The following is a 26792-nucleotide window of genomic DNA, read 5'->3' on the forward strand; positions in this document are numbered from 1 at the left end:
CCTGAAGTCCCTTGTGGGCGTCTTTTGGTATTCCTTGGAATTCCAGGAGGCGCTGCATGGTGGATTGGCGGGCCCGAGATGTCGCGGCATTGGCGCTGGTGGGACTGGTGCTGCTGTCGGGCTGCCAGGGCTGGGGTGGACAGCGGCTCGAACCGTGGCTGGAGAGCACCCCGCTGCGCTACCGCCCCGCCTCGCCGCCACCGTTTCCCCGTGCAGAGCGGCAGGATGACGGTAGCGGCGGCGGCACCCTGGGCGGTGCCGAGCTGGGCCGCTTCATGGCCTTCGTGCGCGAGAAGCAGGTGGCGCTGCGCCGTCCCCAGGTGACGGAAGCCGAGCGGCGCGCGGGAGAAGCCGCACTGCTGGAGCTGCTGGCCTGGTTGCACAACCGGAGCGAGGAGCAGCTGGCGCGGGAGGAGCCGGAAGAGGTGTACCTGCGCTTCAAGGTGGCGCGGGTGCAACAGGGCCGCGAGGCCGAAGCGCGCGACAAAGCCGTGGAAGCGAAGCTGGAGGAGCACTGGCAGTGGGCGCGAGAGCGCAGCCGGCTGCTGGCCTCGCGCCACTTCCGCAAGGCCGGCCGCGAGTGGCTGGTGACGGAGAGTCCGCTCTACGAGGGTGCGCAGGACGCCCTCACCTCGGCGGTGCTGGCCTGGGCCTACGCGCATACCGAGGACCCGGACTACCTGCGCAAGAGTCCCCAGGAAGTGGCGGTGTACCTGCTGGCGAAGCGCAGCGCGCTGGCCACGGCGCTGGAGTTGGGCCACGCGTCGCCGCCGCACCTCGACTGGGTGCCCGAGTTCGCGGAGGCCGTGCCCGTCGAGGACGTGCTGCTGGAGGTGGCGGTGGGCCTGCTGCCGCTGGCGGGAGAGTCGGCGGACCTGCTGGGCGCGGCGATGGGCGTCAGCGTGCTGGGCCGGGAGCTGAGCCCCGAGGAGCGGCTGCTGTGCGCGGTGGCGGTGCTGATTCCCGTGGTGGCCGGCAGCGCGCTGTCCGAGGGCGTCGGTGCCTCACGGGCGGCGCTGCTGACCGGGCGCGGCCTGCAGGAGGCGCAGGTGCTCCAGCGGGTGGCGCAACACCTGACTCCCGGGGACGGGGAGCGGGTGCGGCGACTGCTGCGGCTGGCCGGGCAGGGCAAGAAGGTGCCCGCGGAGGAGCTGCAGTGGATGCACGCGCTGACGCAGCGGCTGCGTGGCCCGCTGGCGGAAGTCGCGGCGGCGGTGAAGTCGGGGGTCCGGGTACCGCTATTGGGCTCGCGTGCCACGGCGGAGGGCATGAGGCTGGTGCCGGGCAGTGCCGAGCACCTGGCGCAGGCGTGGGTGGACTACCAGTTCCGCCACCCGGGCAAGTATCCGCACTTCGAATTCGCTCCGGACTCCACGTGGGAGCGGATGTACCGCACGGTGCTGGAGAACAAGGGCCGCGGCAGCGAGTTCGAGCAGCAGGTGCTCAAGGCGCGAGGCTACGAGAAGAACACCGCCATGATGCTGCCTCCGCCGGGCAACCAGATGGACCAGGGCTTCATCCCGGACTCGGTGGTGGGCAGCCCCGAGGAGTTGGTGTGGGGCAGGCCGTATCGCTTCATCGAAGTGAAGGGCCGTGCCGAGATGTCACTGACCGGCAATCTCAAGAGCATGCTCGACTACGTCGAGGACCATGGCGGACATATTGAAGTGTGGTTCCGTTCCGCTCGGCACAGTCTGGGGCAGACCCAGCTCTCCTCCAAACTGAGCAAACAATTCAAGCAGCTCGTAGATCGAGGACAGGCGCATATTCAGTGGTACCCATGAGCCCGGGAGCGCTGGTGAGACACATCTCCACAATCGTTCATTTGCCGCCGGGCCAGCCCGCACTTCGAGAAGTGCAGACGCTATTCGACCTCGTGTTCACGAAGTACCGATGGTTCCAGCCAGTCCGGTACGGCCGCTTCGGTGACGAGGCAACGCTGGATCCGGGGAGCACGGATTACGGTGCCCTCCTCGCCTGCTACGACGCACGCCCGAGCATCACCATCAGCGGGCGCACGGAGCGGGATTACATGATGCTATTCCCTTCCCGTCGCTCTGAAGAGTTCCCCTTCACGGGGAAGCTCATCTGGACCACGTCCCTGTCCGAAGCGGAGAGCGCGGACTGGCGCCATGCCCACCTTCGCCAAGTTATGGAGGTCATGCGTTTGCTAGAATCCCCTCTTGCCTGCTCCGGTGCGGACGAGGATCTCGATCGCAAGAAGGATCGGTTCATCCCCAACCCCGATGGCTTCGGCACCGAGCAGACCTTCACCGTGAGAGACCCCAGCGAAGGGCTCGCGGGGCTCTACTGGCGCAACTTCTTCGGTCCCCCCTTCGTTCGCATGTTCGGCGAACGCCTCCTGTCACTCCCGCCAGAGACCCGCCAGGAACTCGGAGATGGAATCGTCCTCGTCCAGCCCTACGCACTCCCCACGCAGGCGATGACACCGGAAGGAGACGCCACCGAGCAGCGCCTCATCACAGTGCTCGGCTCCGAGTGCTTCTACGACCACGCGCATCACCGCAAGCCCACGCGTGTCCCGGAGCTCACCGTTCCATCCACGTGAGCGACTCACCACGGAACAACAGGCCGGGCCCCGAGCAACGGGCCCGGCCGTTCTTCACACAACGCTACGGCGTCACGCTACCCACCGCGAAGGCCACGTCGTCCACATCCATGCGGTAGTAGGCATCCGGGCAGGCGTTGCTGTTCGGGCCCCCGAAGTCGAAGTTCCCGATGACGGCGCGAATGGCCTGCACGCCGCCCTGGGGGAGCACGAAGGTGGCGGAGTACGTGTTGGGGCCGGGCCCCGTGGGGTAGTAATCGCTCACGTACGTCCACACGGGGTTGTTCGCGTCGGCGGCGTGGAAGAGCGACACCCCGTCATCCCACCAGCCCCAGTAGAAGCCCTTCGGACCGGACTGGTTGAGGCTGTGGTCCCACGCGAACACGTCCACCCGCACCGTCTTGCCCGGCGCGAGCGGACTGCCGTCGAGGGTGGAGACGCGGAGGCGCTCGATGGACTCGTCCTCGTGGTAGTAGCCCTCGGCGTCCCCGCAGCTGCCGGACAGCGTGTTGGGCGAGTGGGGCTCGGTGCTGGCGCCGCTCCCGGCGATGCGGGTGCCCGTGTCGCAGAAGGGGCCCGCGTCTACGCAGGTGGGCGCGCCGCGCACCGGGTCGAAGCTCGCGGAGCCCGGCGTGTTCACCGTGAAGGCCACCGGAGCGCTCCGGGCACCGTTGAACGCCGCGTCATACGCGCGCGCCTCCAGCGTCACCGGGCCGTTGCCGTCGACGAGGGTGTCATAGGCGAACTCGAACGGCGCGGAGGTGTCGGTCAGCCGCAGCCTGCCGTTCACCCACAGCTCCGCCCGCTGCGCGCCCACGTTGTCGGTGGCAAGGGCGGTGATGCCCACCGTGCCCTGCAGCGTGCTGCCAGCGACGGGGCCGCCCAGCTGCACCTGGGGCGCGACGGTGTCGCCCACGGCCGCGAGGAACGCGGTGTTGACCAGCCGGTTGGGCGAGCCGGTGCCCGCGTTCGTCACCTTGCCGGTGATGGCGCCCGCCGTCAGCGCGCTCGCGACGGTGGCCGCCGAGGCGGTGGGGTTGGCCTGGAGGTAGAGCGCGGCCACGCCCGCGACGTGGGCCGCGGCCAGGGAGGTACCGCTGTCGAAGCTGGTGATGGAGTCATCCCCGCCGCCCAGCGCGGTGGGCGGGCGCTCGCCCGGGGCGAAGAGGTCCACGCACGAACCGAAGTTGGCGTTGGCCAGGCGCGCGTCGGCGCTGGTGGTGGCCGACACGGTGATGGCCTCCGGCGCGTGGGCGGGCGAGAGGGTGCAGGCGTCGGCCGTGCCGTTGCCCGCCGCCACCGCGTAGACCACGCCCGCGCTGGCGGACTGGCGCACGGCGCGGTCCAGCGTATTCGAGGCGAACGCGACGAAGCTCATCGTGGCCACCGCGGGACGGATGCGGTTGGCCGTCACCCAATCCACGCCGGCGATGACGTCCGAGGCGTAGCCGCCGCCATTGCAGTTCAGCACGCGCACCGAGTGGAGCGACACGCCCTTGGCCACGCCGTACGTGCTGCCGCCCACGATGCCCGCCACCATGGTGCCGTGGCCGTAGCAATCCGTGCCGGCGGTGCCGTCGGTGGGAATGTTGAAGTCACCCGTGGCCCGGCCCTGGAGCTCCTGGTGGGTGAGGCGCAGGCCCGAGTCGATGACGTAGACATGCACGCCCTTGCCGGTGGCGTTGTGGGTGTAGCTGCCGTCGAGCGGCAGGTTCGCCTGGTCGATGCGGTCCAGACCCCACGGCGCATTCAGTTGCTGGCTCGCGGCCTCCACCACCGTGTCCTGCTCGACGGACTCCACGCGCGGGTCGGCGCGCAGCTGCTCCACCTTCGCGTCGTCCAGCTCCGCCACGAAGCCGCGCAGCGCATTCCGGTAGATGTGCCCCACCTTCGCGCCGTGCCGCTTCGCGAGGTCCGCCGCCACCTCCGCGGCGTCTGCCCGCATGGCCTCCGCGTGCACGCCGTCCGACGGCGCATCCTTGAGGACGACGATGTACCGGTTCGGAATGACCTTCCGCTCTGGAGCGCCGGCCTGTGCCTCGCTCTGTGAAGCGCCCTGTCCCGTACGCGCCGCATCCGGTGCCGTCGTGCCGCCACAACCCGTCATGACCAGCGCGGTCAGGACCCCCGTCAGGGACTTCAACCCATGGTTCTTCACGCCTGCTCCTCTCGGTGAAAGGTGCTGCGCGAAGCACGATAGGAGCAGGTCTGACATCGAAGTATAAACTGAGAAACATGTCAGATGAGACATCCGGGTCCGCGCGGACATGGGTCCGCGCGGCCCGGAAGGCGCGCCAGGTGGCGCGGTGCCTCACTGCACGGAGAAGCTCACCGTGTTGCTGGTGGCCGTCTCCGTGCCCGACGTGGCCGTGGCCGTCACGCTGTGGGTGCCGCGCACTCGCGCAGTGTAGCTCCACGCGGCCTTGCCGGTGACATCGGTGGACACGGTGAGCACCTCGGTGACGCCATCCGGCCGGCTGACGCTGAAGCGCACGCTGGCCTGCGCGGAGAGGGTGCCCCGCTTCACGGTGGTGGTGAGAGGCACCGCACTGTTGCGCTTGTAGCTCGTGCCCGGCACGGACACCGTGGCCTTGAGCGGAGGCGGGGTGACGTTCACCGTGAGGGCGCCCGTCGTCGTGCTCGCGCCCGTGTGCGAAGCGAGTGCGCTGAGCGTGTAGCTGCCCGCCGCCGTCTCCGGCGGAGTCACGGTGAGGCCCACCGTGCCGCTCGCGCCAGCAGCCAGCGTGAGTGACGGCTGCGCGAAGCCGTACGTCCAGCCCGCGGGCACCGTGGCGCCCACCGTGAAGCTGCTCGCGGTGCACGCCGTGTTGTCGGTGTTCGTCACCTTCATGGCGAAGGTGAGCGGCTTGCCTGCCTCCACGGTGCCAGTGGCTGGCGTGAAGCTCACGGCGGGCGCATTGCGCCGGCACACCACGCGCGCCTCCAGCTCCGCGCCGCCGACAGAGGTGCCGCCGCGCAGCACGCCCAGCTCGAAGTAGCGGCTCCCACTGCCCGCATTCACGGGGGCCGTGACAGTCAGCGTGGCGGTGGCCGAGCCCCCGGGCGTCACGGTGAGCGACGGCGCGGAGAGGACGGAGGCCCACGGCTCGGTGTCGGTCAAATCCAACGTGAAGGTGGACGCGCCGCACGACGCCGGGTCGTGGTTGGTGAGCGACAGCGTGTAGCTCGCCGAGCCGCCGGGCTCCACGTCCACCGTCGCGGGCTGCGCGGTGAACGTGGGCGCAACGCGCACGCACGGGTTCACCGTTACCGTCGCCGTGGCGGTGGCCTCCACCGTGTAGCCATCCCGCAGCACCTGCACGTCCACGCCGTACGTGCCCTGTGCGTCCGTGGGCACCGCCTTGTACATGGTGAACTCGAAGGAGCCGCCGGCCTCGATGTCGAAGCCGAACTGGTCATATTCAGTGGTCCAGCCCTGGGGCAGCGTGGACGCGGGCTCGAAGTACACCCAGCCGCAGGCGCGCGAGTCGTGGTTGATGAGGGTCACTCCGAAGGCGGCGGTGTCTCCGGCGGTGACGACCTGCGACTGCCGGTCGAAGCGCACCTCGATGGGCGCTGTCTGGCACGGCGCAATCACGTCCAGCGTGTCATCGACGGTGACGCTCTCTTCCTCCCGCGAGACGGTGAGGTCCACCGTGTACGTGGCGTACGGCGTGCCTTCCGGCACCTGCTTGGAGAAGTAGAGGAAGCGCTGCTTGCCGGGCTCCAGGGTGATGCTGGCGGGCAGGTCCGCCGTCGGCCAGCCCGCGGGCAGCGAGGACTGGAAGGCGAACGTGGAAGCGGGGCAGCCCACCGTGTCGTGGTTGGTGAGGGTGAGGCCGCTCTCCACCTGCCAGCCCGGCACGGCGTACTCGTACCAGGTGTCGAACTCCACCGTCGGCGGCGCGCGCACGCACGGCACCGGCTCGTAGTGGACGCTCACGGTGACGCCCGCGGGCGTGGCGCCGTCCACCGTCAGCCGCAGGTTGGTGTACGGGTCCGTCCACGTGGCGCCGGGAAGGAGCGCCGGGTCCAGCCACGAGGGCGTCTCCGGGGTGAAGTCCAAGAGGTGCGTGTAGCTGCTGGTGGACGGGTCCTCGTAGTGGATGACGGCGCCGCCGAACACCTGCGAGGGCAGGGTGACGTCGTAGTCGCCCACCGGGCGGCGGGCCTCCAGCCACAGCCAACCGTCACCGTGGAAGCCGCGGCGCACCTTCAGCGCCTGCACGCCGCTGCCCAGTGGCGCGGACAGCGGGGACACGGTGAAGGTGCCGTCGGTGCCATCCACCGTGGTCACCGCGCCCGGCTCCAGCCAGCCGATGCGCACCTTGTGGGGCGCGGCGTACTGGCCCAGGTTCCAGCTCCCCATGGTGGAGAAGAGGTCGCCGTACTCGGTGAGGCTGCCCGAGACGCCCACGGGTCCCAGCGCCTCCGCGCCGAAGTCGCGCGAGCTGGCGTGGTGCAGGGTGAGGTTGTGGCCCGCTTCGTGCGTCACCAACTCCACGCCCTGGTCATTGGGGCTCATGTACTCGGCGCGCAGCCACGACGTGGAGGCGGTGATGGGGCCGTCCTGCGTCTGCTGCGTGCCGCACGCCAGCGTGCCCAGGCCGCCGTAGTAGCAGCTCGTGCCGTTCGCCTCCGGGTGGACGATGAAGACGCGGTCGTACTGGCGGAAGTCCACGTCCGCGTCGGCGGCGGCGATGGCGGCGACGCGCATCGCGTCCGACTCGTTGCACGAGTAGCCGCGGTCCAGCGTGTACCAGCCCACCACGTCACCGCTGGCGGTGGTGCGGCCCTGGGACGCCTCGCTCCAGAAGCGCGTCAGCGAGCGCTGCGTGCTGGAGAAGAACACCTCGCGCACCTGCGCCACGGTGAGCGTCTGCGGCTGCCCCGGGAAGGTGGCCAGGATGACGAGCGTGCGCTGGTCCCCCGTGGAGGTGCACGCCGACGTCGCGGAGAGCGCCGAGCGCATCGGCACCACCGCCACGTCCTCCGCCGCAACCCGCGCTCCCAGCTTCAATCCCTGGACGCGCACGCGCAGGCCGCTGCGCAGCTCTCCCGGCGCCGTGTGGGCGAAGCGCACCTGGAGCCGCTCGCCCTTCACGCGCAGGAAGTGCTCCATGCGCACCTCGGTCCGCGCGGGGCTGTCCGCGACGAGGACTTCCCACTCGCCCTCGAACGCGCCGCGCTCCTCCAGGTGCCGCGCGGCCGCCGGGTGCTTGCGCGCCAGGCTCGTGCGCACCGACTCCGGCAGGGCCAGCGCCAGGGCGGCGCCCGCGTCCACGTCCATCAGCGCGGCCAGGGCCTCGGCGCGCTCGCTCAGCACGGGCGAGACATCCGCCGCGCCCCGGCGCAGCCGGGCGTTGAGCCGGGACACCTGCTCTTTCAGCGGCGCCACCTCGGGCCGCGTGGGGGCCCGGCCTTCCGTCTTCACGGGGGCCGGCGCGGACGGCGCGGGCTCCTCCTGCGTGGCGCAGCCCATGGCCAGCGCCAGCGTGACTGCCAGTAACGTGCGAAGCATTCCCTCTCCCGGATGAGCGGCGGCCCCGGCACATGGAGTGCGCCGTGCTGGCCGCCGCGCGCGCCTTGTGCACTGGGGTGCTGGATGTTTTCAACACCACTCCAGCACCCGGGGGTGCGAGGCCCGCGCCGTTGCGTGGAGTTGTCCTGGATGTCGCCCCTCCGTGTTACGGGACATGGGTGTGTTCACCGTCCTGGCACCCGAGGTGTGCCGCGCTTCACCACCCGTGGTCCCCGTCCACTGCCGTACAGCCCCGGGGTTTCAGACGGTGGCGGTCCGGAGCGTCCGTGCGCACCGTACGCGGTACCGGATTGAGAGGGGTTCGGGGGACCGACGCATGAGAACTCTGGCGGGGCGCATAGGTGCGCGGTGGCTCGTGCTCGGCATGGTGCTCGCCGTGGGTACGGCCCAGGCGGGGCAGAAGCAGGTCGGCGGCGTCGACATGCCGGACTCGCTGACGCTGCAGGGGCGCAGGATTGCGCTCGCGCATATGCAGTTGCAGAAGCGACTGTTCTTCAAGGTCTACGTGTGGAGCCTCTACCTGGAGAACCAGCCGCGCAGCGCGTCCGAGGCCATCGCCTCCAACTCCGTCAAGCGCCTCCACTTCCGCTTCCTGCGCAACATCAGCCGCGAGCAGCTCGTGGGCAGCCTGCGCGACGGCCTCCAGAAGAACCCGGACCTGAAGCAGGGGCCCATGGCCGACCACCTGCGCGTGATGCTGTCCTCGCTCAAGGACGTCCAGAAGGGCGAGGACCTCGTCATCACCTACCTGCCCGGTGTCGGGCTGGAGATTGGCGGCGGCGCCAGCGGAGGGGCCTTCATCCCCGGCAAGGGCTTCGCCGACGCCCTCTTCTCCGTGTGGCTGGACGCCCACCCCATCTTCCCCCGCTGAGCACGGGTGCGCTCCCTGCGAGCGGGCAGTCGTTGGTGTTCAAAATAATGTAGAGGTTCTTCCTGACCCGGGCCGTTGCTGGCGGTAGTCTGGCGGCCCAATCAACTCTGTCGGGAGGACACGTACACATGCGGACACGGCTGGTTCTGGCGGCTCTCGTCGCGCTCTCCACGGGCTGCGTCTCGAAGGGGAAGTTCGAGGCCAAGACGCTGGAGGCGGAGCAGCTCGCCAAGGGACTCAACGACGAGAAGGGCGCGCGTGCGGCCGCCGAGGAGAAGGTGAAGGCGCTGGAGGCGGAGCGGGACGCGCTCAACGCCCGGCTCACCACCGCCGAGTCGCGCCTCGGCGCCGCGGCCGCGGAGCGCCGTTCCCTGCAGGAGCAGCTCGCGCAGCTCCAGGCCCTCAACGACGAGCTGGCGCGTAACAGCAAGCAGCTCGCCCAGGCGAAGGCGGAGCTGGAGAAGAAGAGCTCCGAGTACGAGAACCTCGCCCAGAGCCTCAAGCAGGAGATTTCCGACGGGAAGATTCAGCTGTCCGAGCTGAAGGGGAAGATGACCGTCCAGCTCAAGGACAAGATTCTCTTCGCCTCCGGCTCGGCGCGCGTGGGCAAGGAGGGCGAGGATGCGCTGGCGAAGATCGCCGACGCGCTCAAGACGGTGCAGGGGAAGATCATCCGCGTGGAAGGCCACACGGACGACGTCCCCATCGGCAGCACCCAGTTTCCCACCAACTGGGAGCTGAGCCTGGCGCGGGCCATGGCGGTGGTGCGCAGCCTCCAGGACGCGGGCGTGGACCCCACGACGCTGTCCGCGGCGGGGTATGGCCAGTACCAGCCCATCGCCGCGAATGACTCGCCGGAAAATCGTTCGCTCAACCGGCGAATCGAAATCGTGCTCGCGCCCAAGTAACACCCGAAGCGCAGGGACGTATATGAGGGGCTCGGCACTTCCCCGCCCCTCATGAAAACACTCGCTCTCGTCCTCTGCCTCCTCGCCGCCGAAGCCCGGGCGCAGGTTCCCCAGTCTCCGGAGGACGCCGGCACCGTGGATGCCGGTGTCCCCACGGGCGTGCTGACGAAGCCGCCCGCCCTCCTGCGCCAGGTGGAGGCCCCGTACCCGCCGGACGCCGCCGCCCAGCAGCTCGAGGGCACGGTGGTGATGTTCATCGACATCTCGGAGACGGGCGCCGTCACGAATGTCGAAGTCACCCAGCCCGCCGGCCACGGCTTCGACGAGGCGGCGGTGGAGGCGGTGAAGCAGTTCCAGTTCGAGCCCGCCGAGGTGGACAACGTCCCCGCCCCGGTGCGCATCCAGTACGCCTACCAGTTCGTCTTCCGTCCCGCCCCGCCGCCGGAAGCGGCCGATGGCGGCGCCGCCACGCCCGAGGGCCCGGTGAATTTCAGCGGCCAGGCGTTGGAGCGCGGCACGCGCAAGCCGCTGAACGGCGCGGAGGTGGTGCTGCCGGAGCTGGACCTGTCCACCGTCGCGGACGCGGAGGGGCGCTTTTCGTTCAGGGGCGTCCCCCCGGGCAACCACGAGGTGCTGGTGGTCCAGGGCGGGTACGACCGCTTCCGCACGAAGGAGACGATTTCGGAAGGGCAGGAGACGCGCGCCACGTACTACGTGCGCAAGCGCATCTTCAGCCCGTACGAGACGGTGGTGCGCACGGAGCGCGAGCGCAAGGAGGTGACGCAGACCTCCATCCAGGTGGCCGAGGTGCAGCGCATCCCCGGCACGCAGGGCGACACGCTGAAGGTGGTGCAGAACCTGCCCGGCGTGGCGCGCCCCGCCTTCAACGGCGGCCAGCTCATCATCCGCGGCTCCAGCCCGCAGGAGTCCGGCGTCTTCCTCGACGGCCAGCGCATTCCCCTGCTGTACCACTTCGGCGGTCTCACCTCCGTGTACAACTCGGAGCTGCTGGACGCGGTGGACTACCTGCCCGGCAACTTCTCCGCCTATTACGGCGACCTCACCGGCGGCGTCATCAACGTGCGCAGCCGCGAGCCGCGCATGGACCGCATCCACGGCACCGTGGGCGTCAGCCTCATCGAGTCCAACGCGGTGATTGAAGGGCCGATTACGGAGACGCTGGGCTTCGTGGTGGGCGGCCGGCGCTCGTACATCGACCTGGTGCTGGGGCTGGTGCCCGAGGGCGACAATGGGCCCAGCCTCCAGGTGGCGCCGCGCTACTACGACGCGCAGCTCAAGCTGGTGTGGAAGCCCCTGTCGCGGCACACCTTCTCGCTGCAGGGGCTCACCTCGCGCGACAGGCTGGGCCTCGTCTTCGACCGGCCGTCGGACAATGACCCCACCGTCACCGGCGACCTGGATGTCACCACCGGCTTCAACCAGCTCCGGCTGCGCCACCAGTACCGCGGGGACGCGCTCACGCTGGACACGCAGGCGCTGGTGGGCAGCACGCTCCTGGACTTCGCCATCGGCGAGCGCGGCCTGCGCATCGACTCCACGGACCTGAATCTGCGCTCCACCGCCGAGTACGCCTTCGGCGACGCGCTCACGCTGGCCGGCGGCCTGGACGTGGTGAGCAGCTTCGCGCACGTCACCGCGCGCATCCAATCCCCGCCGCGCGAGGGCGAGCCGCCCACCCCCACCGTCACCGACGAGCTGCTCACCACCGATGGAGACTTCGTCCAGTACTTCCCCTCCATCTGGGTGGAGGCGCGCTGGCGGCCCATCAAGGAATTGCTGGTGGTGCCGGGCGTGCGCGCCGAGAGCTACGTCTTCACGGACCAGGAGTCGCCGAAGCGCACCCTCAACCCGCGCCTGGCGGTGCGCTACGCGCTCACGGAGACGGTGTCGCTCAAGGGCGGTGCGGGCGTCTACCACGGCCCGCCCATCCAGGATGAGCCGAGCGTCACCTTCGGCAACCCGGACCTCGCGGCGAAGCGCTCGCTCCAGTACGGCCTGGGCGCGGAGTGGCAGCCGAGGCCGGAGTGGTTCGTCAGCGGCGAGGTCTTCTACAACGACCTGGACGGCCTCATCGTCCGCTCCAACGGCACCGTGGTGCGCGACGGCGAGCCGGTGCCAGAGCGACTGAAGAACGGCGGGGTGGGCCGCATCTACGGCCTGGAGGTGTTGGTGCGCCGCTCGCTGACGGACCGCCTCTTCGGGTGGATTTCCTACACGCTCAGCCGCAGCGAGCGCCGCGACGCGCCCGACGCGGCGTGGCGCCTCTTCGACAATGACCAGACGCACGTGCTGACGGCGATTGCGTCCTACAAGCTGCCCAGGGGCTGGGAGGTGGGCGCGCGCCTGCGCTTCGCCTCGGGCAACCCCACCACGCCCGTGGTCGGCGCCGTGCGCGACGACGTGAACGACGTCTTCGTGCCCCTCTACGCGGCGGTGAACTCGGTGCGGCTGCCGTCCTTCAACCAGCTGGACATCCGCGTGGACAAGAACTTCGTCTTCGAGCGGTGGACCCTGGACGTCTACCTGGACCTGACGAACGCCTACAACAACCCGGCGGTGGAAGGCATCGCCTACAACTACAACTACTCGCAGAGCGCGTACTTCGAGGGGCTGCCCATCCTCCCGATTCTCGGCGCCAAGGGGAGCTTCTGACCATGCGCCCATCCCTCTTCGTCCTGCTGGCCGCGCTGCTCGCCGCGTGTGGCCCCGACCTCGAGCTGCAGAGTGAAATCCGCCGCGTGCGCGTGCTCGCGATTCGCGCCGAGCCCGCCGAGCTGGTGCTGGACCCGAACGCCACCACGCTCCCGGGCCCGATGACGTTCAACGCGCTGGCGGTGTCCGCGGACGCGCGCCCCGTCACCGTCGGCTATGCGCTGTGCCGCTTCACCGGCAACCCCTATGACGGCCGCTGCCCGGGGGACAACGGCGTCCCGCTGCCGGAAGGCGTGCTGTCGCTTCAAGACCCCAACGTGCAGGCGGTGCTGGCCGAGGCGCTGCAAGCGGCCAACCCCGGCGGCGGCCCGGTGGACCCGAACGACCCGGCGCTGCTCGAGGCGCTCCAGGAGGGCATCCCCCTCTTCATCGGCTACGAGGCCTCGGACAGCACCGGCACGCCCGAGGGCACCGAGCGCGGCGTGCGCCGCGTGACGCTGCGGGCGACGGCGGCGCCCAACCAGAACCCGTCGGTGGCGGACGTCCTCTGGGAGGGCGCGTCGCTCGCGGGCCCGCTGCCGGTGGCCACGGAGGTGACCTTCCGGCCGGTGCTCACGGAGGGCAGCGCGGAGGTCTACGAGGCGGAGGACGGCCCGCGCACGGAGCAGGTCTTCTACAGCTGGTTCGCCACCGGCGACGGCGAGGTGAAGGAGTTCCGCTCGATTGAGTCGGTGGACGACAAGCCGGGCGACCCGACGTCGAAGTACGAGACGCCGGCCGCGCCCCAGCGCGTCACCTTCTGGGTGGTGGCGCGCGACGGGCGCGGCGGGGTGGGGTGGCTGAGCCGCACGGTGGACGTGGGCCCGTAGGCGTCAGTGGTGGAGCTGGGGCTGGGGCCTCACAGCCACTTCAGCGTGTAGCGCACGGTGTCGCCCTTGCGCTCCACCGTCTCGGTGGTGACGAGCTTCCCGAAGCCGAAGAACAGCCCGCGGAAGTAGCCCACCATCAGCGAGGGCGGCACCTTCGATTCACTCTCCATCACCACGGTGTCCTTCGTCAGGGACACCGTGCGTACTGCTTCATCAGGAGTGGCGTTCCTCACCACGGCTGCCGACAGCGCGTTGAAGTCCTTGAAGACCTTCTCCATCGTGTCGAAGCCCTGGGCCTTGGTGAGGTGGAAGGTCTTCTGGACGGCGGCCTGGCCGAGCGCCGTCATGGTGGTGTCCCCCAGCTTCGCGTGCAGGTCTTGAATCATCCGCACGTAGTCCTCCATGGGGTACCAGGCGTCGTCCTTCATCTCCGCGATGCGCTTGCGGTGCTGGGGAAAGAGCAGCGTCGCGGTGGCGTCGAGCATGGAGCTCATGACGGCCTTGCAGTAGGCGCCCAGAATCTGACCAGCCATGTGGTGTGTCCGCCTTCGCGCGAGGGGGTTCGCGAAGGACATCCCTTTGCGCACGATGATGACGCACGCGTCGGGACGGGCGGAATGAGTCCGCCCGTACTCGCCCTGAGTCCGCCGCCTCCTCAGGAGGTCAGGTGGGCCGACGCGCGCCCGAGGCCCTCGGCCACCGAGGTGAAGGCATCCGCGGTGCGCACGCGCTCCTCGCCGAAGCGGCGCACGTAGAGCTGACGCACCGCGGGAATCTGCGACGAGCCGCCGGTGAGGAACACCGCGTCGATGGCTGCCGCCTCGGGGTGGCGGGCGAGCAGTCCCTCGGTGCACTGCTCCAGCTCGTCGAGCAGCGGCTTGCTGAAGGCGTCGAACTCGGCGCGCGTAATCGGCTCGTGGAGGTGGATGCGCCCCTCCTCGAAGTCCACCGTCGCCTGCTCGTCGCGGGACAGGCGCACCTTGGCCGCCTCAATCGCGCGGAAGAGGCGGTAGCCCAGGTTGTCCATGACCAGGTCATGGAGCGCCTGGATTTCCGCCTTCTTGTCGCTCGTCTCGAGCATCGTCTCGAGGAGCTCCTGGGTGGACTTCTCGCGGATGAAAGACATCTCGTGCCAGGAGAGCAGCTTGGCCATGACGTGCTGCGGAATGGGCAGCCGCTTGTCGCTGAAGCCGCGCACCCGGTACGTGGAGCCGGCGCCGAAGCGGGGCAGCAGCTTGTGGCGCATGATTTCGGCGTCGAAGCGGTCACCACCGATGCGCACGCCGGTGGAGCCCACCACGTCCGGGCGCCGGTCCACGTTGCCGCGGCGCGAGGGCCCCAGGCGCATGAGGGTGAGGTCGGTGGTGCCGGCGCCGAAGTCCGCCACGAGGACGAGCTCATCGCGGGTGAGCTGGGCCTCGTAGGCGAGCGCGGCGGCGATGGGCTCGATGAGGAACTGCACCGTCTGGAAGCCGGCCAGCTCGGCGGCGCGGAGCAGGCGCTGCTGGGCGAGCGCGTCCGCCTGCGGGTCCGGGGTGAAGACGGCGGGGCGGCCGAGGATGACGGCCTCCGGGGGGCCGCCCATGTGGACACCGGCGGCGTCGCGCACGCGGCGCAGAAGGACGGCGACCAGCTCCTCAATCGTGTACGTGCGCCCCTTCACCTGGGTGGCGCGGAACGAGTTGGAGTGGAGGAAGGACTTCACGGACTGGATGAAGCGCCCGGTGTTGTCCTCCATGTAGCGCTGGATGGCGTCCGCGCCCGCGTAGATTTGCTGCTCGTCGTCCGGGAAGAAGAGGACGGAGCGGAACAGGCGCGGCTCCGAGGTGTGGGGCTGCAGGGGCAGCACCGTGCCGTCGGGCAGCGCCGCGGCGGTGTTGCTGGTTCCGAAGTCGAGTCCACAGGCACGCATGGGGGTGCGCCCCTTACCCTCAAAGTCCGCTCAAGGGTAGCGCCGCGTGGAGGGCGCCGCCCGCTGGTGACCTGGCGGGTGGGCGGGCGCATGTCCGGGGTGTGGTTGGTTCCGCCGGAGGCCTCTCCATCTTTGCGCTGTCACTTTCACGACAGGAGATATCCATGAAATTCCGCGCGGGGTGTTTGATGGCTGGGGCGGCGGCGCTGGTGCTGGGCGTGGGCTGTGAAGAGCGGAGCAAGAGCAGTCCCGAGCAGCCGGGCGAGCAGGCGTCCGCGAGCAGCAAGGTGGAGCAGGCGCAGGAGCAGTCGGAGAACGCCTTCGACAAGGCCCGCGACTCGCAGAAGGAGGCCACCGAGCAGCAGAAGGAGGCCGCCAACGCCCAGCAGGATCTCCAGGAGAAGCAGAAGGAACTCACGGAGGCCCAGGCCCGCGCGGGACAGGAGTCGCAGCAGGCCCAGCAGGCGCAGCAGTCCGCCCAGCAGCAGACGCAGGCCGCGCAGCAGGAGGCGCAGTCGGCGCAGGCCAGCGCGCTGGAGGCCCAGAAGAAGCAGCAGCAGGAGCTGGCGCAGCAGGACCAGCTGACCCAGCAGCAGGCGCAGCAGCAGTCCGAGCAGCTCCGCCAGCAGGCGAAGCAGCCGGTGGCCGCGGCGCCCGCGCCGTCCCAGCCTTCGCAGCAGCCGGTGGCCGCGGCGCCCACGCCGTCCCAGCCTTCGCAGCAGCAGGCCCAGGCTCAGGGTGCGCAGGCGCAGGGCTCCGAGCAGCAGATTGTCGGCGAGGTGCTGACGTCGAGCGAGCAGGAGGTGCTGCTCAGCTCGCGCGGTGAGCCCCAGCTGCGGCTCCAGGTCGGTCCCCAGACGCAGGTGACGGTGGACGGCCGTCAGGCGAGCGCGGCGGACATCCAGGAGGGCAGCCAGGTGCGTGCGTCGTACCGCACGGACCAGGGCAGCGGTGAGCCGCAGGCGGTGCGCATCGAGGCCACGTCGCAGGTGAAGCCCACCGCCCCGGCCGCGCCGGAGAGCGGCGAGTCCTCTCCGGGCGCGCAGCCTTCGCAGCCCTCGCAGCCCTCGCAGCAGCAGTAACCGGGGTTCCACCCGCGCCCCGCCTGGACTCCGCCACTACACGGTGGAGGCCGGCGGGGCGCGGTGCATCAGGGGCACTGCCTCCACCCGCGCCTTGTTCGGACCCCACCGTCCGGTCCGGCGGGGCGCGGTGCAGGCCATGAATCGTCCGCGAGCCTGTCGTGCGAGAGCCGCCGCGAGGGTGGCGCCTCCCGATGAGGCCGAGGCGCCGGCCTGCGCGTCCCGTCACGCGAGCATCCGGCGCAGCCGCCGGGGAATCTCCTCGGAGTGCCAGCGCTGAAGCTCGCGGGCAATCTCCTTCGCCAGCTCCGCGCGCTCATCTCGTACATGCGGCAGCAGCGCCCGCGCGGCCTTGCGCTCCTTCGGCGCGGCGTCGGCGGCGAGCCGCTCGAAGAGTTCCAGCCGCACGTCCGCGTCGTGCAATTCGCCCAGCCCGTCCTGCAATGGAACGAGCACCTCCAGCATCGCGTCCATCGTCCTTCGGAAGGCCGGCTGGAAGATTTCCAGCTCGTAGCGCAGCTTCTTCAGGTCCTTGCGCAGCGCATGCGCGGACTCCGCATCCGGCGCGTCCGCGTACGTGTCCATCCGCTTGCGCACGGTGCGCACGCGCGCTCGCAGGACCTTCCGCACCCGCCGGCCACCGAAGCGGTGCGCGTTGTCGTCCAGCGCATCCACCTTCTCCAGCAGCCGCGGAATCGTCCGCTTCACCCAGCCCTTCAGCTCCGCGCGCAGCAGGCGCTCCTTGTCGTCCAGCGAGGCCAGCCGTGCGTCTCGCAGGGCGAGGACGCCCGCGCGCGTGCCGCGCTTCTCCTTCTCCGCCTTGCCGGCAGCGCCCTCCAGCCAGGCCGCCTGCACGTGCAAGTCCCGCACGCCCCCCAGCGCGTCCTGGAGACGCTTCACGTCGCGCTCCAGCTTCTTCAGTCCCCCGAGGGAGCGGAACACCAGGAGGGCCGCGCGCAGGCGGCGGGTCGCCACGCGCATGTCATGGACGGACTCGTCATCCACGCCGTCCTCGAGTCCGGCCTCCGGCTTGCGCACGTCCGCGAGCCGGCCCGCGAGGAGGCGCCGCGCGGCGTGTCCCAATTGGCTGTCGGGGCCCAGTCCCCGGATGGGTGTGGGGTGTGCCACTCAGCCCTCCGTGAGCGCGTACTGCCGCAGCATCCGCTCCGCGCCCTCCGGCCCCTCCCACCCGAGGATGCGCGCGTCCTTGTCCTCGAAGTGCACGGCGGCGAGGAAGAAGTGCTCCAGTTCTTCGCGCTCGCGCTTGGAGAGCTGTTGATAGGTCTGCAGGTGCTCGGCACGGGTGGAGGAGACAGGCACGGCGAGGATGCGGTCATTGCGCTCGCGCTCGCCGGGCTTGCCGCCGCGCTTCTTCTGGTCCACCTGGAGCACGCCGAGCGCGCGGCTGGGCAGCACCACGCCGGGCCACGTCGTGTCGTCCCAGTACACCATGACGTCCAGCGGGTCCCCGTCCGGCCCCTTCGTGGAGGGGATGAAGCCCCAGTCGAAGGGGTAGCGCAGCCCGCGCGTGAGGGGCCGGGAGATGGAGAAGGCCTTCAGCGTCGCCTCGTACTTCAGCTTCACCGTCGAGCCGCGAGGCGACTCGACGACCACATGGAAGGCGCCATTCTGGCCGCGCAGCGGCAGGCGGGTGAGGTCCGTCACCATGAAGGCAAGGTTGAGCGCGTCACCGCCCGGGGCAAGCACCCACCCCTCGCCCCCGAGGAGCGCGGCCTACCAGCCAGGGCCCGGAGTCTCCAGGGGTGGCGCCGCGTCGAGCAGCCCGCGCGTGGCTCGCGCCGCCGCCAGCCCGCCCAGCGTGTACCAGGCGACGGTGAGCAGCGACGTGGAAGTCCGCGCGCGAGCAGGCCCGCGGCCCAGCCCCAGGTACGGCGGCAGCACCACCGCGCCCAGGCCCGCGAGCAGCCCCAGCACCGCGCCCCGCAGGTACGGCCGCTTCGGCCGGCCCAGCGCCACCAGCGAGAAGAAGAGGCTGTTGGACAGCACATCCCCCGCGAGCGACTGCCGGTGCAGGCGCAGGCCGTGCGCGGGCCTGCCGCCGAACCAGCGGATGCCCTTCTTCAGGGCCCGCTTGCCCAGCACATCCATCCGGGGCGGGTGCTCCAGCACGCGGCGGGCGCCCTCGTGGACGAGCGTCAGGGACGTGGCGCCCACCAGCCCCGGCCCGAGGGCACGGAGCAGGAGGCGGGGACGCGAGGGGACAGACGGTTCCATCATGCGCTTCAAGCTACGCACCGGACTTCCGCTGCCCCGCGCCCGCCCCGCCTGCCCGCCCGCTGGGCACCCGGGCGGCTGCTACTTCTTCAGCTCCGGCACCTTCATGCCGCGCTGCACGGCGGGACGGCTGCCCACGCGGTGCAGGTACTGCGGGACGTTGCGCAGCCCCTGGAAGAGGTCGGGGTTGTACTCGCGCGCGCCCGCCACCCACGGGTAGATGGCACAGTCAGCGATGGAGAACTTGCCCGCCACATAGTCGCCCTGGCCGAGCTGCGCATCCAGCACGCCGAGGATGCGCTTGGACTCGTTGCGGTAGCGCTCGATGGCGTGCGGCACGTACGCCTTGCTGAAGCGGGTGAAGTAGCCGAGCTGTCCGAACATGGGGCCGATGCCGCCCATCTGGAACATCAGCCACTGCGTGACTTCGGCCTTGCCGCGCGGGTGGGAGGGCAGCAGCTTGCCCGTCTTCTCCGCGAGGTAGAGCAGGATGGCGCCCGACTCGAAGACCGTCAGCGGACGGTGGTCCACCGGCGCGTGGTCCACGATGGCCGGAATCTTGTTGTTGGGGTTGACGGCCAGGAACTCGGGCTTGAACTGGTCGCCCTTGGTGATGTCCACCACCTTGACGTTGTAGGGCAGCTCCATCTCTTCCAGCGCGATGGACACCTTGCGACCGTTGGGCGTAGCGAACGTGTACAGGTCAATCATGCCTTCACTCCCGTGAGCTGCTCGCTCACCTGCCAGAGCCGCTCCGCGAGGGCGTCATCCCGGGCCGCGGAGGACGCCTTCTTCGGGCGGCACTTGTAGAAGTACTCCCCGGACACCGACTCCACTTCGGGCGAGGACGCCAGGTAGATGGACGTCCGCGCCCCCTTCTCCGCCGAAATCATGAACGGCGCGCCCAGCTTGACGATGTGGCGGAAGAAACCCTTCGTGTTGTGGCCGAAGCCCGTACGCACCACGCCGGGGTGCAGGGCGTTGGTCGTCACCCCCGTCCCCTGCAGCCGCTTCGCCAGCGCGCGGGTGAACAGGATGTTGGCCAGCTTCGAGGTGCTGTAGACGCGGATGCCGTCATAGCGGCGCTCGCACTGGAGGTCCTCGAAGTCGAGCTTCCCGATGCGGTGGCCCTCGGACGAAACATTGATGATGCGCGACGGGGCGCTGGCCTTGAGCACGTCCAGCAGCAGGTGCGTGAGGAGGAAGGGCGCGTAGTGGTTGGTGGCCATGGTGGCCTCCAGCCCGTCCCCCGTCACCTCGCGCTGGTCGAGGATGAGGCCCGCGTTGTTGAGCAGCACGTCCAGCCGCGGGTAGCGCGCCTTGAAGGTGGCGGCCAGCTCGCGCACGGATTGGAGCGAGGTGAGGTTGGCCTTCAGCCACTCCACCTTCGCGCCGGGCGCGGCGGCGCGCACGGCGCTGACGGCGGCCTCGGTGCGCGTCGCGTCACGGCCCACCAGCACCACCGTGGCGCCCAGGGCCGCCAGCGCCTTGGCCGCCTCCAGGCCGATGCCGCCGGAGGCCCCGGTGATGAGGCAGACCTTCCCGTCCATCCGCGTCTGTGCAGTCAAGAAGCGTCCTCCGTCGCGAGAGGACGCCTTCTATACGCCGGAGCAGGGCCGCGCGCTCGCCCAACCGCGCGCGGTGGTGCCTTCTGCTCAGTGCCCGTCAGGCGTTGGGAGGCCGGGTGCCCGCGTCGTCCCCGGCGTCCGCGCCGCGGCGCGCGGTGGCGCGCACGTCACCGTGCAGGTGGCTCTCCAGGAACCACAGGTCCAACTCCACCTCGCCCAGCGACTGCGTGAGCAGGTCCGCGGTGACGGGGTCATTCAGCTCCTCGGAGCGGTGGATGCCGTTGCGGATGCTGGCCCCGTAGCGCGCGAAGCGGTCCACCAGGGCGCGCAGGTGCGCGTCGCCGTCCACGGCCTGCAAGTCGTACTCGGGCAGCTCGCTGTTCTTCGCGGCGAGGCGGATGGTGCCCTCGGCGTAGCCGCCCAGGGTGCCGGCGCGCTCGGCGAACTCGTCGGCCTGTTTGCGCGCGTGCTTGGCCAGCTCGTCGAACAGCTCGTGGCGGCTGTAGAAGTGCTTGCCGCGGATGTTCCAGTGGGCCTGCTTTATCTGCCAGTGCAGGTCAATGGAATCCGCCAGCAGGGTGTTGAGGGAATCGATGAGCTCTTCACGCGCGTCGGCGGGGAGATTCACGTGGCTGGGAAAGTTCATGTTCCGGCCTCCTCCAGAGGGCCTCCCAAGGGTGGGGACGGCCCACGGGGACGCCAATCCACGCCGCGACGGCCGGAGGGCAGGCGGCCGGGCCTCTAGAGGGCGCGGCCGCGGACGGCCACTTCACCGGGGGAGGCCAGCCGTGCGGACAGCTCCGTGGCCGCGCGCTCGCCGGACTCCACCGCGCCGTCGATGTAGCCGCAGCCTTCGATGGCCGTCTCCGTGCCCGCCCAGTGGACGCGGCCGAAGGGGGCGCGCAGGGCCTCGCCAATGGCGGTCAGGGTGCCGGGGCGGGGGAGGCCAACGTAGCAGCCCCGGCTATAGGGCTCGGCAATCCAGTCCAGGTCCGCGACCGCGGTGGGCTTCAGGGCCTGGGGGCCGAAGAAGCGCGCGAAGGACTCCAGTGCGGCGCGCTGCCGCTCCGCCGGAGGACGCCCCGTCCACGCGCGTGCCGTCTCCCCGAGGAAGAAGCCCACCAGGGCGGGATGGTGGCCGTCCGCGCCGCAGTCGTCGAAGCACAGGCGCACGGGGCCGGTGTCGCTCACGGCCTCGCCGGAGAAGCCGGCCTCGCGCCAGAAGGGGCGCTCGTACGTGGCCACCACCTTGATGGCGCTGCCCATGGGAATGTCCGCGTGGGCACGGCGGCGCGCGGAAGGCAGGGCGGCGCCGAAGTCGATGCGCTCGGCCAGCGCGGGCGGCGCGGCGACCACCGCGTAGCGCGCGCGCCACGTGCGGCCGTCCTCGGCGGTGACGGTGACACCGTCCGAGTCCTGGAGCACGGCGCGCACGGGAGTGGAGAGGTGGACGCTTCCGCCCAGCTCCGAGGCCATGCGGAGGCTGAGCGTCTGGGCACCGCCCTTGAAGCGCTCGGCCTGGGCGCCGCCCTCGATGGTGGTGAGGGGCATGAGGCCGTTGTTGGAGTGGACGTAGAAGAGGAAGTGGAGGAAGGACACCTCCGAGGGCTCGGCGGCGAAGACGGCGCGGGTGGCGATGTCCAGCGCGGCGCGGGCGCCCCACGTGGGCACGTGGCGCTGCTTCCACTCCTCCAGCGTGAGGGCGTCCCACTCGGCGGCGCGGGGCGCGGCGTCCGGGCGTTCGCGGGGGACGCGCTTCGACAGGCCGTCCAGCTTCCAGATGATGCGCTGGAGGTCCAGCAGCGACAGCAGCGGCAGTGACGGCACCTGTCCGCGGTAGGTGCGCCGCTCCCCGCGCACGTCGAGCACCTTGGTGCCCTGGTGGTGCTGCGGGAAGCGCTTGAGGCCCAGCTCGTCCGCGAGGCGCAGCACGTGGCGCTGGTAGGGGCCCACCCACTGGCCGCCGAGGTCCACGGCCTCACCCCCGAGCGACTGCGTGAGCGTGCGTCCACCGACGCGCTCCCGGGCTTCGAGGACGGCGACGGAGAACCCGGTCCGGGAGAGCGCCCGCGCGGCGGTGAGCCCCGCCACCCCCGCGCCCATGATGACGACATCCGCTCCGCTCGCGTTCATGCGTCCTCCGTGGCGGGACTCTATGCCGGGCGTGAGTGACGGGGGGCAGCGGGATGTACGAACGCAACGCGGTTTCACATATCGGTCGGGACATGAGGAGTGCGACCGGGACGCGAGCTGCGCGCGGTGCGGCTTGGGACGGAACTGGCGCGGGCGCCGGCAGGGCCCGAGGCGCGGGAGAGGGGCCCGCGTCACGGAGAGCCCGCGCCGCAAGGAGCGCATCGGTTTCCACTCAGGAGCCGCGCATCCGCCCGCGCTGGCGCTACGATGTTGGCCCTTCGTTGTGGATGGTGAGGAGCCATGCTCGCGCTCGACCTCGTGGAACGGCTGCGCCAGGTGTCACCGGCGGCGGCGAATGCCCTGATGACGGTGGCGGTGAAGAACATCATCCCGCTGTCGGCGGTGATGGGCTTCAAGGTGGAGGAGGCGTCCGACGCGAGGACGCGCGCGTCCGTGCCGCTCAAGCGGCGCACGCGCAACCACGTGGGCGGCGTGTACCTGGGCGTGCAGGTGACGGTGATGGAGCTGACGATGGGGCTGTGGCTCTTCCGCCGCTTCCCGCCGGGCCGCTACAACGCGCTGGTGGACAAGGTGGAGGTGTCCTTCCACGCCAAGGCGAAGGGCGGCGTGCGCGCCATCTGCGAGCCGCCCGCCGAGGTCTTCACCACGCTGGATGCCGCCCTCCGTGAGAAGAACGACAAGGCCCGAGAGTGGGTGCCCGTGCGGCTGGAGGACTTCGAGGGCAGGCACGTCGCGGACGCACGTTTCCTCGCGGTCCTCAAGCGCTACTGAGGCGTGGCCACTTCCGGCAGCCTGCGCGCGCCGTCGCCCGCGAAGCGGACCTGGACGACCTGCCGCCCGCGACCGTCGACCTGGACGACCTCGCGGTAGAGAAGCAGGCCCGGGCCGTCGTCGCTCGGGTTCGTGGCGAAGACCGTGTAGGGCCCCGGCACCAGCTCGCTGAAGTCGTTCTGCGTCTCGTAGTAGATGATGCCCCCCGAGTATTGCTCCTGCATGTCCTTGCTCAGGTTCTCGACCAGCGGGTACTCCACGAGCTTGACCCAGCCCGGGACGTCGGTGGGCCAGTCGTGCGCTCCGGGAACGACGAAGATGGCGTCGTAGTGCGTCGACTCGGGGAGCAGCACGCGGAGCCGCCCCGTGCCTTGCGTGGCCTGGACCACGACAGGCGTGCTGTTCTCGGGGGAGACCTGCACGCGCACCGGTGCGAAGCGGTACGGGACGCGCGGCCCCGTCTGGCTCATGGAGGGCTTGTAGGTGACGCGCAGCTCGTAGCTCCCCGCGGGGACGCCGTGGACCGCACGGCCCTCGCCGTCCGTGCGCAGGGTGACCAGGCCCCACGTGCCCTCCGCCGTGACGTTCAGGCCCGCGAGGGGCGCTCCCCTGGCGTCCTTCACGAGGACCTCCAGGCGGGAGTCCTCCGTGGGGAAGCGCACCTCGACCTTCCCCTCCTTCCCGGGAGGAACGCTCTGCCGCAGGAGCCGGTCTTCCCACTTCGTCCAGAGCTTCACTTCCCGGCCCACCGGTACCGGTCCGATGGAGAACCGGCCAGAGGCCTCCGTGCTCGCCATTGCGGGGCCGCCCCTGGAGCCATCCCAGCTCCCGCGGAGACTCACGGACTCCACCGGCTTGCCATCCGGGCCCACGACGCGGCCCGTGAGCTCGCGTCCCCGCTCGAGCACGATGTCCGGCAGCTCCGCATTCAGCGACTTCAGGCTGAGCAGCGGAAGCTCCTGGGGCACGAAGCCGGCGGACTCGACGGTGGTGAAGCAGGAGGACTTGAGCTGGAAGCGCCCCTTCGCGTCGCGCACTCGCATCGAGCCCACCTCGAAGCTCTTGAGCGGAGTGCCGTGTTCGTCGACCACGCGGCCGGTGGCGCTCCTCACGCAGCGGGGGACCAGCACGATGTCGGAAACGGGGCCGCCCGTCCGAGCCATGACATCACCCAGGCCCGCCTCGTGCTGGACGTGCAGTCCGTACTCTCCCTCTCGAAAGGGCTCCAGCGTGAAGCGGCCCTCGGCGTCCGTCGTCGCGGTTGCGAACTCGCGAGGCCCGGACGTGTTGCGGAGGAGGTCTCCGTCCAGCGGCACGGAGGGGAAGGGCTGCCGGGCCGCCACCGTGGCTCCGGCCACGGGCTGTCCATCCAACCCCCGCACCTGTCCCGAGATGGGAGGCGCGGAGCGCGGCGAGAAGCGGAACTCCATGCGCACGTCGTCAGTGCCGGGGCTTGATTCGAGGTCCTGCCACACGTAGCGCTGGAACCGTTTCTCCTCCACCCAGAAGGCCAGCACCCGATAGCGGCCGGGCGGGGGCACCGCGTGGCCCACCTCTCCACGGTCGTTTGTCTGGAGCCAGAGGTTGGTGGCGTCCAGCGACTCGGGAACGACCTGCACATGGCTGGCCGGGAGGGGCGCTCCGTCGGGGCCGAGCACTCGGACCTGGAGCGCGCGTGGACCCTCCAGTCGCGCGCCGGCATCTGGCACCCCCGCGTCATCCGTGGGCGGGGCGCCAGTCGAGCAGGACGCCAGGGTGGGCAGGAGCAACGCGAGCAGGACACGGAGGAGGGACCGCATGCTGTTCACTCTATGTGGGACTACCCATGGACACGGACTTCGCCGCGCTCGCGGCTCGAAGAAGCCGCTCACGGGCGACGTCAGGCGGGAGTACCGGTGGACGCGGACCGCATCGCGCTCAGGGCTCACGGGAATCACCTGCTGCCCGACGCCAGGCGAGATTGATGGTGGACGTGGACAGCGCCCGGTTCGTGGCTGCCTGCGGCCGACCCCACGCTGGCTTTCCGGGTCAAGGAAGTCGTCGGGATGGCTCGCGCACGTCGGAGCGGGCGGGGACGCAAGGGTATGTCTCGCGGTGAGCGGCGCGACATGACGGCGGAGGTGCCCGGCAGGCAGGACGGCATGACGGGTCAACACCCGGACCTCAGGGCGCTTCACGCGGTGGGCCCGGCGAGGCAAGCTGACTCCCGTGTCACGTCGCTCCAGGCTGGGCCTCACACTGCTGCTCTCGGTGCTCCTGCACGCAGCGCTCTTCTTCGCGCTGTCGCGGGTCCCGTCCGCACGGCTTCCGGGGCGAGCTCCGACGCAGGTGGTGGAGTTGGAAATCCTGCACTCGTCCCCGAAGACGCCAGTGCCGGCTGCTCCCGGTGCAACCGTGCGACCGCCCGAGCGTGAGACGACTCCTCCCAGGCGCCAGGTCGAGCGCCCGACGTCATCGAACACAGAGACACCGGCGCCTCAGGTGGCGACCGCGCCCCCGGAAGCGGGCGCTTCCCGGCAGGACACGCCGCCGGAAGCGAAGACAGGACAGGACGACGCGACCGCGAAGGCGGAACGCTCGAAGCCGGACGCGCCGTATGCCCCTACGGAAGAGCGGGCGGCAGCGGAGCGGCCCATCCTGGTACCGGGGCATCTGCTGGGTGAGGGGCTGACGGGAAAGCCACCCTCGACGGGACGGACGTTGCGCAACACGGGAGAGGAGCCCGACCCGAAAGCCGTCGCGCGGCAGCAGGCGGAGGATGCGCGCGAGAAGGTGGATGGCTGGGCCCAGGACTCGCTGGCGTCGGCGCGCGCGGAGAGCGGGGCGCCCTCGCCGTACTTCGCGAAGCTGCAGAAGGACTTCTCGAAGGAGCTGGTCAATCCACCGCCGCCCGACCTGAAGGTGCTCGCCTCGCGGATGAAGCGCGAGCAGGTGGAGGCCATCGAGCGCTTTGGCAAGACGGGCAGTCCCTACGCCCCGAAGGAGCGCGACCATCGCCTGGAGCAGCGCAACCGCTTCCAGGCAGCCGTGGAGGCGGGACGCGCCGCGAACATGTTCATGGTGGACGTCACCGAGCCCATCCTCGCGCTCGCCGCCATCGTCGAGGTCCGCCAGGCCCGCGACGGGAAGGTGCTGGACCTGCAGGTGATTGAAGGCTCCGGCGACCCGAGGTTCGACGAGTGGGCCGTCTCCCAGCTCCGCGAGGCCCTCGCCCGGGCGGACGCCCCCGGCGACGGCGGCGTGGGCATCCACGACGACGGGATGCGGAGCCGGTGGCGGTTGAAGGAGTTCCTCGGCAACCCGAGGGTGCAGATCCACCTGATTGGCGTCTACTGACTCAGGGCCCGAAGGGAGCCCGCGGCGTCCTTGCCTGCCCGGACCGCGTGAGCAGCCGCTGCGCAACTGGCGCTGGCACCCTGGCGCCGTGGCCACCGGTCCACCCACCGGCTCCTATTTGGATGGGCGACAATGCCGCCGCGCGGCGCAACCCCGGAACAGCTGTCGACCCGGGTTCTGGCCCGTGAGCACCCTCTGGGCGCGTTCGGCTCGCGGCGGGCATCTCCTATCCGAGCGGAATGCATCTGGGCTGTCGCTGCTGACGCCCTGATAGCTGCCACTGCCTTGCCGCCGATTCTGAC

At 70.4% G+C, this 26792-nt stretch carries 21 protein-coding genes; 9 read left to right on the plus strand and 12 right to left on the minus strand.

The genetic code is table 11. The features are described from left to right. Positions 1–56: 56 nt before the first annotated feature. Both G4D86_RS04870 and G4D86_RS04875 read left to right on the plus strand, forming a co-directional pair. Positions 57–1784 (plus strand): hypothetical protein, encoded by a 1728-nt coding sequence (locus G4D86_RS04870; protein ID WP_163989948.1) that lies wholly within the window; start codon positions 57–59, stop codon positions 1782–1784. 14 nt (positions 1785–1798) lie between these two features. After that, positions 1799–2569, plus strand: coding sequence for a hypothetical protein (locus G4D86_RS04875; protein ID WP_163989951.1), 771 nt, complete (start codon positions 1799–1801; stop codon positions 2567–2569). A gap of 64 nt (positions 2570–2633) precedes the next feature. On the opposite strand, the gene G4D86_RS04880 is transcribed toward G4D86_RS04875, so the two are convergent. Both G4D86_RS04880 and G4D86_RS04885 read right to left on the minus strand, forming a co-directional pair. Further along, positions 2634–4727, minus strand: coding sequence for a S8 family serine peptidase (locus G4D86_RS04880; protein ID WP_163989954.1), 2094 nt, complete (start codon positions 4725–4727; stop codon positions 2634–2636). Between the two features lie 153 nt (positions 4728–4880). After that, the gene (locus G4D86_RS04885; RefSeq protein ID WP_163989957.1) at positions 4881–8090 is read right to left on the minus strand and encodes an NEW3 domain-containing protein; all 3210 of its coding nucleotides are present in this window, start codon (positions 8088–8090) and stop codon (positions 4881–4883) included. A gap of 337 nt (positions 8091–8427) precedes the next feature. On the opposite strand from G4D86_RS04885, the gene G4D86_RS04890 reads away from it, so the two are divergent. The 4 genes from G4D86_RS04890 (at position 8428) to G4D86_RS04905 (ending at position 13432) form a co-directional block, all read left to right on the plus strand. Continuing rightward, complete coding sequence (locus G4D86_RS04890) at positions 8428–8982, plus strand: chalcone isomerase family protein (protein ID WP_163989959.1); 555 nt, start codon at positions 8428–8430, stop codon at positions 8980–8982. A gap of 128 nt (positions 8983–9110) precedes the next feature. Further along, positions 9111–9890 carry an OmpA/MotB family protein gene (locus G4D86_RS04895; protein WP_163989962.1) on the plus strand — a complete coding sequence of 260 codons (780 nt, stop codon included), beginning with the start codon at positions 9111–9113 and terminating at the stop codon, positions 9888–9890. A 51-nt stretch (positions 9891–9941) separates the two neighbouring features. Continuing rightward, entirely contained in the window at positions 9942–12563 is a 2622-nt protein-coding gene (locus tag G4D86_RS04900; RefSeq protein WP_163989964.1) for a TonB-dependent receptor, read from the plus strand. 2 nt (positions 12564–12565) lie between these two features. Continuing rightward, entirely contained in the window at positions 12566–13432 is an 867-nt protein-coding gene (locus G4D86_RS04905; RefSeq protein WP_163989967.1) for a hypothetical protein, read from the plus strand. 29 nt (positions 13433–13461) lie between these two features. Here the strand turns inward: G4D86_RS04905 and G4D86_RS04910 are convergent, their stop codons facing one another. After that, positions 13462–13965: a hypothetical protein gene (locus tag G4D86_RS04910; RefSeq protein WP_163989972.1), complete on the minus strand. Its 504-nt coding sequence runs from the start codon at positions 13963–13965 to the stop codon at positions 13462–13464. A gap of 122 nt (positions 13966–14087) precedes the next feature. Beyond that, a complete protein-coding gene (locus G4D86_RS04915; protein WP_163989975.1) occupies positions 14088–15344 on the minus strand; it encodes an Hsp70 family protein in 1257 nt (418 codons plus the stop codon). 164 nt (positions 15345–15508) lie between these two features. On the opposite strand from G4D86_RS04915, the gene G4D86_RS04920 reads away from it, so the two are divergent. Further along, complete coding sequence (locus G4D86_RS04920; RefSeq protein ID WP_163989978.1) at positions 15509–16426, plus strand: hypothetical protein; 918 nt, start codon at positions 15509–15511, stop codon at positions 16424–16426. A gap of 225 nt (positions 16427–16651) precedes the next feature. Here G4D86_RS04920 and G4D86_RS04925 read toward each other — a convergent pair whose 3' ends face one another. From G4D86_RS04925 to G4D86_RS04955, 7 genes are all read right to left on the minus strand, one after another. After that, positions 16652–17554: a CHAD domain-containing protein gene (locus tag G4D86_RS04925; RefSeq protein ID WP_163989982.1), complete on the minus strand. Its 903-nt coding sequence runs from the start codon at positions 17552–17554 to the stop codon at positions 16652–16654. Next, entirely contained in the window at positions 17555–18094 is a 540-nt protein-coding gene (locus G4D86_RS04930; RefSeq protein ID WP_163990821.1) for an inorganic diphosphatase, read from the minus strand. Positions 18095–18160: 66 nt separating this feature from the next. Then, positions 18161–18664: a hypothetical protein gene (locus tag G4D86_RS04935; protein ID WP_163989985.1), complete on the minus strand. Its 504-nt coding sequence runs from the start codon at positions 18662–18664 to the stop codon at positions 18161–18163. 78 nt (positions 18665–18742) lie between these two features. After that, on the minus strand, positions 18743–19372 hold the full coding sequence (locus tag G4D86_RS04940) for a glutathione S-transferase family protein (RefSeq protein ID WP_163989988.1): 630 nt from the start codon (positions 19370–19372) through the stop codon (positions 18743–18745). After that, complete coding sequence (locus G4D86_RS04945) at positions 19369–20211, minus strand: SDR family oxidoreductase (protein ID WP_163990824.1); 843 nt, start codon at positions 20209–20211, stop codon at positions 19369–19371. The genes G4D86_RS04940 and G4D86_RS04945 overlap by 4 nt, the downstream gene beginning before the upstream one ends. 115 nt (positions 20212–20326) lie before the next feature. After that, positions 20327–20875, minus strand: coding sequence for a DNA starvation/stationary phase protection protein Dps (dps, locus tag G4D86_RS04950; RefSeq protein ID WP_163989991.1), 549 nt, complete (start codon positions 20873–20875; stop codon positions 20327–20329). Between the two features lie 95 nt (positions 20876–20970). Further along, positions 20971–22362, minus strand: coding sequence for a flavin monoamine oxidase family protein (locus tag G4D86_RS04955; protein ID WP_163989994.1), 1392 nt, complete (start codon positions 22360–22362; stop codon positions 20971–20973). 300 nt (positions 22363–22662) lie between these two features. Between G4D86_RS04955 and G4D86_RS04960 the strand changes: the two genes are divergently transcribed. Then, positions 22663–23154: a DUF4442 domain-containing protein gene (locus G4D86_RS04960; RefSeq protein ID WP_163989997.1), complete on the plus strand. Its 492-nt coding sequence runs from the start codon at positions 22663–22665 to the stop codon at positions 23152–23154. Here the strand turns inward: G4D86_RS04960 and G4D86_RS04965 are convergent. Continuing rightward, positions 23148–24953 carry a carboxypeptidase-like regulatory domain-containing protein gene (locus G4D86_RS04965; RefSeq protein WP_163990000.1) on the minus strand — a complete coding sequence of 602 codons (1806 nt, stop codon included), beginning with the start codon at positions 24951–24953 and terminating at the stop codon, positions 23148–23150. The two genes, G4D86_RS04960 and G4D86_RS04965, sit on opposite strands and share 7 nt — an antisense overlap. A gap of 682 nt (positions 24954–25635) precedes the next feature. Between G4D86_RS04965 and G4D86_RS04970 the strand changes: the two genes are divergently transcribed. Next, complete coding sequence (locus G4D86_RS04970) at positions 25636–26490, plus strand: TonB C-terminal domain-containing protein (protein ID WP_240360052.1); 855 nt, start codon at positions 25636–25638, stop codon at positions 26488–26490. Positions 26491–26792 lie beyond the last annotated feature (302 nt).

The sequence above is a fragment of the Pyxidicoccus caerfyrddinensis genome, from assembly GCF_010894405.1.
GTDB classification, from domain to species: domain Bacteria; phylum Myxococcota; class Myxococcia; order Myxococcales; family Myxococcaceae; genus Myxococcus; species Myxococcus caerfyrddinensis.